The 9,746-nt window shown below is 44.1% G+C and carries 12 protein-coding genes; 6 read left to right on the forward strand and 6 right to left on the reverse strand.

Annotated features, from left to right (window positions below; translation table 11 throughout):
• Positions 1-710: 710 nt before the first annotated feature.
• The 3 genes from DU53_RS00325 to DU53_RS00335 all read right to left on the reverse strand — a co-directional run bounded on the left by DU53_RS00325 (position 711) and on the right by DU53_RS00335 (position 1,591).
• On the reverse strand, positions 711-935 hold the full coding sequence (locus tag DU53_RS00325; protein WP_063726892.1) for a hypothetical protein: 225 nt from the start codon (positions 933-935) through the stop codon (positions 711-713).
• Between the two features lie 56 nt (positions 936-991).
• Entirely contained in the window at positions 992-1,201 is a 210-nt protein-coding gene (locus DU53_RS00330) for a DUF2922 domain-containing protein (RefSeq protein WP_063726893.1), read from the reverse strand.
• A gap of 150 nt (positions 1,202-1,351) precedes the next feature.
• On the reverse strand, positions 1,352-1,591 hold the full coding sequence (locus DU53_RS00335) for a hypothetical protein (protein ID WP_063726894.1): 240 nt from the start codon (positions 1,589-1,591) through the stop codon (positions 1,352-1,354).
• A gap of 1,115 nt (positions 1,592-2,706) precedes the next feature.
• On the opposite strand from DU53_RS00335, the gene DU53_RS00340 reads away from it, so the two are divergent.
• Positions 2,707-2,943, forward strand: coding sequence for a helix-turn-helix domain-containing protein (locus DU53_RS00340; RefSeq protein ID WP_049753222.1), 237 nt, complete (start codon positions 2,707-2,709; stop codon positions 2,941-2,943).
• Positions 2,940-3,233 carry a helix-turn-helix domain-containing protein gene (locus DU53_RS00345; RefSeq protein ID WP_012744600.1) on the forward strand — a complete coding sequence of 98 codons (294 nt, stop codon included), beginning with the start codon at positions 2,940-2,942 and terminating at the stop codon, positions 3,231-3,233. The genes DU53_RS00340 and DU53_RS00345 overlap by 4 nt, the downstream gene beginning before the upstream one ends.
• Positions 3,234-3,410: 177 nt before the next feature.
• Here the strand turns inward: DU53_RS00345 and DU53_RS00350 are convergent, their stop codons facing one another.
• The 3 genes from DU53_RS00350 to DU53_RS00360 form a co-directional block, all read right to left on the reverse strand.
• Positions 3,411-4,271: an aminotransferase class IV gene (locus tag DU53_RS00350; protein ID WP_012744601.1), complete on the reverse strand. Its 861-nt coding sequence runs from the start codon at positions 4,269-4,271 to the stop codon at positions 3,411-3,413.
• Complete coding sequence (locus DU53_RS00355) at positions 4,268-4,612, reverse strand: DUF6506 family protein (RefSeq protein ID WP_012744602.1); 345 nt, start codon at positions 4,610-4,612, stop codon at positions 4,268-4,270. The genes DU53_RS00350 and DU53_RS00355 overlap by 4 nt, the downstream gene beginning before the upstream one ends.
• Positions 4,613-4,683: 71 nt before the next feature.
• The gene (locus tag DU53_RS00360) at positions 4,684-5,487 is read right to left on the reverse strand and encodes a metallophosphoesterase (RefSeq protein WP_063726895.1); all 804 of its coding nucleotides are present in this window, start codon (positions 5,485-5,487) and stop codon (positions 4,684-4,686) included.
• Between the two features lie 434 nt (positions 5,488-5,921).
• Here DU53_RS00360 and DU53_RS00365 point away from each other — a divergent pair, with 434 nt between their 5' ends.
• The 4 genes from DU53_RS00365 to DU53_RS00380 all read left to right on the forward strand — a co-directional run bounded on the left by DU53_RS00365 (position 5,922) and on the right by DU53_RS00380 (position 9,217).
• Positions 5,922-6,512 (forward strand): plasmid pRiA4b ORF-3 family protein, encoded by a 591-nt coding sequence (locus tag DU53_RS00365; RefSeq protein ID WP_063726896.1) that lies wholly within the window; start codon positions 5,922-5,924, stop codon positions 6,510-6,512.
• A 141-nt stretch (positions 6,513-6,653) separates the two neighbouring features.
• Positions 6,654-7,679, forward strand: coding sequence for a hypothetical protein (locus DU53_RS11740; protein ID WP_049753223.1), 1,026 nt, complete (start codon positions 6,654-6,656; stop codon positions 7,677-7,679).
• A 216-nt stretch (positions 7,680-7,895) separates the two neighbouring features.
• The gene (locus tag DU53_RS00375) at positions 7,896-8,519 is read left to right on the forward strand and encodes a cyclase family protein (protein WP_012744606.1); all 624 of its coding nucleotides are present in this window, start codon (positions 7,896-7,898) and stop codon (positions 8,517-8,519) included.
• Positions 8,520-8,698: 179 nt separating this feature from the next.
• Complete coding sequence (locus DU53_RS00380; RefSeq protein ID WP_012744607.1) at positions 8,699-9,217, forward strand: flavin reductase family protein; 519 nt, start codon at positions 8,699-8,701, stop codon at positions 9,215-9,217.
• The last annotated feature ends 529 nt before the right edge of the window (positions 9,218-9,746 follow it).

Raw genomic sequence — 9,746 nt, forward strand, 5'->3', positions numbered from 1 at the left:
CTTGCGACGCTGTCAGTTAATAAAGCGACACGAACCGCATGCGGTTGACACGAACTCCTTCGGAGTTGTTCCGAACCACTTCGTGGTTGTCTCGAACCGCTTCGCAGTTGGCATGCGCCTGCGGCGGAAAGAGCTGGACTACGTCCAGGACGCTTGCAGAGGCAGTCAACTGGTGGAGCGACGCTCACGAGGTTGAGGCTTGCGGACGCTGAATAAAGGACGAGAATCCGAGAATCCGAGAGGGCCGCTGTGCGGCTGGTGAGCACGCTGCGCGTGGGTAAGCTCTGCTACGCTGGGGGTAAGCCCAGCTGCGCCATTAGTAAACCTCGAAAAACAGGTACAGTCCACTGAGGTACAGTCCCTGTTTTTCGAGCTGTGAGCACTCCTTTGGAGTGGGCGTAAACTGCTTCGCAGTGGAAGTGCTGACGACCGAGGCTCACGACGTTGTCAGTTGATGGAGCGACGCTCACGAGGTTGAGGCTTGCGACGCTGTCAGTTAATAAAGCGACACGAACCGCATGCGGTTGACACGAACTCCTTCGGAGTTGTTCCGAACCACTTCGTGGTTGTCTCGAACCGCTTCGCAGTTGACTAGGAGAGATCCTGAGTCAAGTTCAGGATGACAAGTCGGCTCAAGAATCAAGAATCTGAGAAGATGAAAATAAGCGAAGAAGAGCCTCCCATAATGGGAGGCTCTTTTCTTTCACATATCATGCAGTTTTCCACAAAGTGCGGTTTAGCCAGGAAACAACTATATCAATTGCAACATCCAGAATTTCATCGAAAAGCTTTTGGTCGATTTTCCATTCTTCTTCTGGAAGAATGCTGTAAACAAGTCCTTTTAGTTCCCTTTTCTTTTTGTCTCCTTCTCCCGGCCTTTCGATAAGACATGCACCCATGGAAAGGACACCGGTCAGGGTCTTTAAGAATCTCATTTCGCACCTCCTTAAATAAAGCGGGGCTGACTGCCCCGCTGTGATGATGAGCTTGTTTAGATGAGGTTGAACAGCTCGTTGCTTGTTCTGTCTATAATGCTTGCGTAGTCAGTTACGTAGTTTGACGGTATCACTTTGAGAGCAACGAGATTGTCCATAACCGCCTGCACTTCCGTCTGTGTCAAATCAGTTCTTGGACTTCTGAGAACTATTCCTTTCGATTTTCCCTGTGCCGCATCGTACCATCTCATGTTTAAAGTCTGCATTCGAACACCTCCTTGTTAGTTGGTAGTTGCCAGTTTCTAGTTGTTAGTTGATAGTTCCTGGTTGTTGGTTAATTTAATAGTCCTCAATTGTTAGCTGAAGTAACCTTTCAGTTGATAATTCTTAGTTGATAGTTGTTACTGTTCAATCAATTAAGTGATAGGACCAAGGTTGTTGGTTACTATGAGTCTGATCTCCACGATAGAGTAGGTTGTCAGAGAAGCGAGATTATATGCTGCGTCGTATGCTTCCTGTTCTGTTACGTCACTTTCAACTGGAAGGGATTGTCTGTAAAGAACCGCTTTTCCTTCTTCATCCACTACTCCGGTATCCCATACGATCTGCAACCTTTTCTCCGTAAGAAGATTAATAACGGTATCACCAAATGCCATGTTTCTTCACTCCTTTCGATTTTTGGTCTTTGTGCGGCCGCACGGTTAGATGATACTATGGTGTAATTAATAATACCTACTGGTAAATTTCAAAACGATTGTTCCAGGGATATACAATCAAAAGTGAGACCGGGTCGGAGCTTCCGAGATTGTTACCTCGTGAATTACCAGGAGCTGTTACTTTATATCACAGAAAAAAGATGTTCGAAATTTATACACCAGTTGTCAAATCAACGGTTTTTTGTGATAAATTATTGTAGTGTACAGATGGATACTTCCTTTTCAGGACGTTCGAGAACCGAGAGTCAGAGATGGTCGCTGCGCGACCGAGGCTCACGACGTTGTCAGTTGATGGAGCGACGCTCACGAGGTTGAGGCTTGCAGACGCTGAATAAAAGACGAGAATCCGAGAATCCGAGATGGTCGCTGCGCGACCGAGGCTCACGACGTTGTCAGTTGATGGAGCGACGCTCACGAGGTTGAGGCTTGCAGACGCTGTCAGTTAATAAAGCGACACGAACCGCAAGCGGTTGACACGAACTCCTTCGGAGTTGTCCCGAACCACTTCGTGGTTGTCTCGAACCGCTTCGCAGTTGGCATGCGCCTGCGGCGGAAAGAGCTGGACTACGTCCAGGACGCTTGCAGAGGCAGTCAACTGGTGGAGCGACGCTTGCGAGGCTGAGGCTTGCAGACGCTGAATAAAAGACGAGAATCCGAGAGGGCGAGAATCCGAGAGGGCCGCTGTGCGGCTGGTGAGCACGCTGCGCGTGGGTAAGCCCTGCTACGCTTTAGGTACGAATCCCTTCGGGATTGTAACGAACTCCTTCGGAGTTGTTCCGAACCACTACGTGGTTGTCTCGAACCGCAAGCGGTTGACACGAACTCCTGGTAAGAATCGAGATCCGAGAGTCCGAGAAAAAACAAGACGCTTGCAGAGGCTGTCAGCTGGTGGAGCGACGTTCGAAGACTGAGGCTTGCGACGCAGTCAGCTGATGGTGCGATGTTCGAAGACAGTAGAATAAAAAGCGGGATTGGATGTTGGATACTGGATCTTAGATGAAGAGCGGGTTTTGGATCCGGTGTTTAGGGTAGAGGATAAAATGGAGGTAAAAATGATGAAACTTAAGGAAATCAGGATTAAAAGGGGAATGACTCAGGAAGAACTTGCTGAAAAAGCGAAGATAAGCCGTGCCACCCTTTCAAAGATTGAGAACGGCAAGGTAAAACTAACTGATTTTTTTCTTGCAGATACAATAGCAGCAATTCTTGGAGTTCCTGTTGAAGTTCTTGTCCCGGAATTCCTTGAAAAGCGTCATTCACCACTTTTTAGAAAGGAAGATGCCAAATTATGAATCTGCTGGTTTATTCGAGATTGCAATTTTCATTGACCCAGAAGGAACTGGGGAGGTTAATCGGAAAGGATAGTAAGTATATATCTGCTGTGGAGCGTGAGAGAATAAAACCTCCCTTTTATGTTTCTGACAATATAGCTTATGTTCTAAAAATGCCGGTAGAGGTGCTGTTCCCGAATTACGTGAGGAGATCGCGCCTTCCAAACTGGAAAGAATTAATGTATTTAAGATCCCTTGGTTATAATATAGAGGTTTATCGGGAATTGGTAAGCACGCTAACGCAGGGATAAGCATGGCGAGGCCCACAAAAATAGTGACAAGCACGTGTGTCCAGAAAAGGCAAGTGCATTCAGTGAGGGATATGTGTTACGGGGATTTTCACGCTTATAGATGTAACAGTGAAAAACGAAATCGTGATGGTGACATACATCAACCAGTTAAGAGATAGGTTCAAAAAATAGGGGCGGTTAATACCGCTCTTTTTCTTTGTCCATAAAGTCTCTGTAAAGTTCCATAGCTTTTAAGGTAATTTCACCGGGAGCCTTGAATTCTCTGTCGTCTATTCTTCGCACTGGCATCACCATGGAAACGGTACTTACCAGGAAGACTTCATCAGCACTAAGGAATTCCTCCAGATATACTCTTCTTTCCACCACTTCTATTCCACTTTCTTTGAGGAGTTTGATGACCTTGCTTCTGGTAATTCCGGGAAGTATGTTATCTATTTCAGGGGTTATCACAGTACAATTTTTTACCAGGAAGTAGTTTGAGCTGCCTCCTTCGGTTATATACTTTCCTTTTGAATTCTCTCTGTACATGAGTGCTTCATAACCTCCACGTTCATAGGCAAAGTTCTTTGCCATCACGTTTGGAAGGAGGTTTATGGTCTTATGCTCACAGAGTTTGTGGCGTAGATCCGGAAAGCTGAAGACCGCGGCACCCCTTTTCCAGTTTTCAGGATTGATCTCACGCAGGGGAATAGCGAGCATGAAAAATGTGGTTTGTGTGCTTCTCGGTGGGTATCTATGCTCACGGTTTGTATCAACACCACGGGTCAGTTCTATGTACAGCTCGCCATCATTTATACGGTTAAGAGAGATCAATTCGTGGGCTCTGTTTTTTATTTCATCAAGTGAATAGGGAAAGGGAATGCCAAAAAAGGACGCACTGCTTTTCATTCGCAATAGATGGTCTTCGAAGAAAAAGATATGCCCATCTTTTACTCTGAGGACTTCGAAGAGCCCATCGCCAAAGGTCAGGCCTCTGTTTTCAAGAGTTATTAGCTTTTCGTTTTTTTCAACAAATTTTCCATTCAAAAATGCTTTCATTGATTCTGACCACTTCCTTTCTGATTAAACCAGCCTGCTCTTTCCATAGCCCTCCTGGCAGCTACCGCGCTTTTCCCGTCCCCCCTGGCTACATTTACCGAAACACTTTCCCCAACGGTTTCAGAAATTTTTGCGACCTGCTCATGAGTAAAACCCGGACAAAGGATTATTGCGTTTCCTCCTCTGTCTGCAAAGTCTTTGCATATATCCAGAATCTTCGAAAATTCGCTGTGTTTTACGAGTACGACCTCAAGTTCCGCAAGTTCCGTTTTAACTAAAGCCTTATCTTTCTCTGGATTTGCATCTGGAGCACCTGAAAGAAACAGGCTTTTAAAAGGCATAAAAATTCCTCCTTCGGTGATACGCTATATAGTTTATACCTATGGCCGCCAGGAATTCAACTTTCAACTTTTTATTCTCTTATCCCTGGGTCTAAGGTAATGTCTGTGTCTATTTTTGATCGTTTTTCTGTCTTGTCGCTTTTCCCCATATTGAAGGTTGTTCCCAGGGCTAGGACTGTGGCAAGTTCCATAGGAAGTTTATACTTCGCCAGTTTTTCTACCGTTATTTTTACCGGATAGCTGATCCTTACAAATTCGTGTTTCAAAGAACCCTTGTTCACATTAACAATCAAATAGCAGGCCCTGGGGTCTCCATCTTTCGGGCGACCGACACTGCCAGCGTTGAAAATAAGCTTGCCGTTTATCCAGCGTACCATGGGCAAGTGGGTATGTCCGTTGACTATTACATCGGCTGATATTCCCTCCGTTATCTCCTTGAGTCGTTCCACAGGAGTATCTGGTTTTATGTACTCCAATAGATTATCCAGAGGACTTCCGTGCACCAGGAGGAATCGGACCTCTTCAGCCTCAAAATTCAGCTTATGCGGTAACGATTTAAGAAACTCCTTCGATTCCTGGGAAGTGTTGGCGATGGACCAGTTTAAGGTGATGTTGCCTACTTCCGTTTCGCGACCAGGGTTGTAGGCACAACCGCAGCTTTTCTTTTCGTGTGCAATAGCGTCATCATAGTTCCCCATCACTGTGGAGATACCCAGAACCTTGATCTTTTGAACAACCTTCTCCGGATCAGGTCCATATCCCCCAAGGTCTCCCAGGCAATATATCCGATCTACTTCCCGCCTTTTGATGTCTTCGAGCACCGCTTCCAGTGCTTCAAGATTTCCGTGTATATCAGAAATGAATGCAAGCTTCATGTTGACCTCCTTCAGTATCAGTGCCCTTCGATTATTTCAATGTTTTCATTATAACTAAAAAATTATCTGATTCTACCGCCAGTAAACCACTATAAGTATAAAATAAATGCTGCAAACATATGCATTTTCATCCAGAAGAAAGACAAAAATAGGGACAAAAAAGAGTCTGTCCCTATTTTTTATATTTTTTAAGGTCGGGATGACGAAAGAAATATTGGGGCAGATTCTTATCCAGAAGAGATGAGAACACCAAATTTCCACCATGCTATAATACGGTCGTGGTGAGAATATGTTAGCGGTTATAGGGTGCGCTTTTGCTTATCCAACTTTTATTAGCTTTGTATACACGCATAACATTAGACGAAACGTGTTTATGTAATTTGAAAGATGTTTACAACCACAAGAATTTATAGTAGCTAATAGGAGGGGTCACAATGAAAAAGAAGTTCGATCATGTGTACCAATTTAAAATTACGCTAAAGGGTATCAAACCACCAATTTGGCGACGAATACAGGTTCCAGAGACCTATACATTTTGGGATTTGCATGTTGCCATTCAAGACGCCATGGGATGGTTAGATTATCATCTACATGAATTCGAAATAATAAACCCTTCAACCGGACTAAAGGTGAATATAGGGATTCCAGATGAGGATTTTGGTCGTGATGTTCTTCCGGGTTGGAAACAAAAAATAGCTGATTATTTTTCAATGGAAAATCCAAAAGCAAATTACACCTATGATTTTGGCGATAATTGGGAACATAAGATAGAGCTGGAAAAGATTCTTCCTCGGGAAAAAGGGGTTACTTATCCAGTATGTATCAAAGGGAAAAGAGCATGTCCACCTGAAGATTGTGGAGGTGTCTGGGGATACGAAGAACTGCTGGAAGCTATAAAAGACCCCGCTCATGAGAGGCACGAAGAATTGTTGGAGTGGCTTGGTGAGGACTTTGACCCGGAGCATTTTGATGTAAATGAGGTCAGTTTTGACGATCCCAACAAACGTCTAAAAAACATTTTTTGATGGAAGGCTCACAATGCTTAACGCGACATATACATTACGCTTTGCTTTAGATATACATCATTTTTTCCCTCTTGTACACCGCCTCCGGAATTTGGCAAAGCTACCTGCTATTCATTAGAATAAAACCGGGAGGTGGTTATGGTGAGAAAACTGACTTTCCTTCTGATATTTGTCATTTTCTCGTCAATCTCCATCTGCCAGATTCCTTCTTTAAGCAACATACCACAGCTTTTCAAAGGAAAATATCCCATCCCAAGCTGGATAAAGCCCGGGCTTGTTACGGTTTATGAAATGGAAGGCGGGACGAGAACGCTACCGACGGGACAAGAAAGCAGTGCATTCTATGGAAAGGGATATGCAGTCTTTATCGTTACGCAGGTTGAAAACAACCTGATCTATGGATTGACGCTCTTCGCGTACGATTACCCCGGGATTATGGTTACTCCACCGAACCCCATGATACTGTACGGATCTATCTACGTCGATCCGAGAGATATTCAGGAAATACTTTCTCAAAGGGAAGAATACGAAAGACAGGGCATTATCGTCAAGGGTGGACAATATGGTGAAGGCATCAGATGGGTTAACATCACCTACAAAAGTACGTCATACACGATCTTTATTTCTGAAGATGGAAAAGCTCAAAAGTTCTTATTCTCGGAAAAACAGGAAAATGGTAGTTCTGTTATAAATATGCAACTTATGGGTCTTTTCTACACAAACTGTCCTGAGATCGAAGATTTTCCAGAGGCTGCACGTGAAAATCACTCATATGAAATATACAGCTATGATCCATTCTACACAGGGCTTACCACTCCCGCCGGAAGGGAAACCATAGAATTTCAAAACATTCAAAAGCCGATCGCCAGCTACAGATTATCTTACTACACTGCGGACATGATGGTTCCGATCTCACAGACGATAAACGGTTTGCCATTGCTTGGACCGCACTACATCCATCCAGAGCTTTTGAATAAAGACACCATCCTTGAAATACCTGAGATAAATCTCAGCTGGGTAAACGAGGGCGAAGATGGAGAGATCGACTCGATCATATACTTCAATGGCCAAGAATCTTTGAGAATAAACTGTGATCAAAGGGGACTCGTCACCAGGATGCAATATCCATTTTCTGGATTTATTATTATCACACAACTGGAAAGGTAAAGGAATATCATACCCTTCACTTTTCTCCAATCCATAATTCCATATTCAAAGATAAGCGATGTTGTAAGAAATTGGAAATACATTCAGTAATTCAGTAAAATAATGACAGGCACTTTTTTCCACGTACATACTTTTGACTCATATAGCTTATCATCGATAAAAAAACTGGACAATAACAGTGATAGCCATTAATGTTTTGAAAGGGGGAGGGGAAAGATGCCTAAATTCATAGATTTGACGAGAATTATAGAAGATGGAATGGCCGTATATCCCGGTGATGACGAGACGATTCTGCGGCAGTCAAGACAGCTCGACAAAGACGGTTACAACAATCACAGGCTTGAAATAAGTATGCACAGTGGTACACATATCGATGGCCCCATGCACATGACAAATTGCGAAAAACTCATTCTGGATTTCCCGTTAGAAACCTTGATCGGTGAAGGTGTTGTACTGGATGTCAGAGATCAAGAGGTAATAGAACTTAAAGAAGAATACAAGTCAGCTATAAAGGAAGGAAGCATCCTTCTTCTCTATACGGGACGCGACAAAATATTCGGCACAAAAGAATATTTCTTAAATAACCCTGTTGTTTCAAAGGAATTCGCAGAATTTCTCGTGGAAAGAAGGATCAAAATATTGGGGCTTGACTCATCCTCTCCAGACAGGTATCCTTTCGAAATTCACAAAATACTGTTTGCGGGTGGCGTACTCATTGCTGAAAACCTCACGAATCTCGACAAACTGCTTTGCGTAGATACTTTTGAAGTGATAGCCCTTCCACTCAGAATAAAGGCCGATTCCTCTATCGCCAGAGTGATTGCCCGTGTGATGGGGTAGGATAAAAACGCGACAGACTCTTCTGTAGGATATTTATGAGGAAACCCCGGATTTTCGCGGGCTGGTAGTTATTAGATATGGAGGATTTTTATGTCAAAGGTAATGATGATGTAGAATGGTAAATGAGGTGTTGGAGAACCAAGGCTTTTTATTTTAATACCTGCTACGGAGGGGAAAATATGGATTATGAGGCTTTGTTTAAGGTCACTTATGGCATGTACGTGATTACTTCGAAGACGAATGAGAAGAAAAACGGGCAGATTGCTAATGTTGTGTTCCAGGTTGTAGCTGAACCGCCAACAATAGCGATCTGCATAAATAAACAGAACTTAACCCATGACTTCATCCAAGAAAGCAGAGTATTTGGAGTGTCAGTTCTATCCCAGGATACCCCATTAAAACTAATAGGACACTTTGGATTTAGGTCCGGAAGAGAGTTAGACAAGTTCAAAGAAATAAATCACAAAATAGGGGTAACCGGTGTCCCGTTGTTGGAAGACTACTGCATAGCGAACTTAGAAGCGAAAGTGGTAAACGTAGTTGATGTTGGAACCCATGTGCTTTATATTGGAGAAATCGTTAATGCGGAAGTTGTCGATGAAAAAGAACCCATGACATATGCCTATTATCATGAAATTAAGGGAGGAAGATCCCCGAAGACTGCTCCGACATATGCAGACGGAGGCTCACAACGTTGAGGCTTGCGGAGGCTGGCATTTGATAATACGACGCTTGCAGAGGCTATCAGCTGGTAGAGCGACGTTCGAAGACTGAGGCTTGCGGACGCTGATGAAATCCGAGAACCGAGAATCGAGAACCGGTAAGCACGCTAGCGCGTGGGTAAGCCCTGCTACGCTGCGAAGTGCTGGACTACGTCCAGGACGCTTGCAGAGGCTGTCAGCTGGTGGAGCGACGCTCACGAGGTTGAGGCTTGCGACGCTGTCAGTTAATAAAGCGACACGAACCGCAAGCGGTTGACACGAACTCCTTCGGAGTTGACCCGAACTGCTGCGCAGTTGATGTGCGCCTGCGGGGAAAGCAGCTACGCTACTGAAGTGCTTGACTACGTCTTGAAAGCTTCAGACGCTGTCATTCTTTAGAAGTCAACGGATACCTGTCATTCTGGAGATGTTTAATCCAGAATCTTAATCCGCCACTGTCATTCTGGAAATCTTCTATCCAGAATCTGGCTTTTTTGATGATTAGATCCTGAATCAAGTTCAGGAT

This window comes from Kosmotoga sp. DU53 (assembly GCF_001639905.1).
GTDB classification, from domain to species: Bacteria; Thermotogota; Thermotogae; order Petrotogales; family Kosmotogaceae; genus Kosmotoga; species Kosmotoga olearia.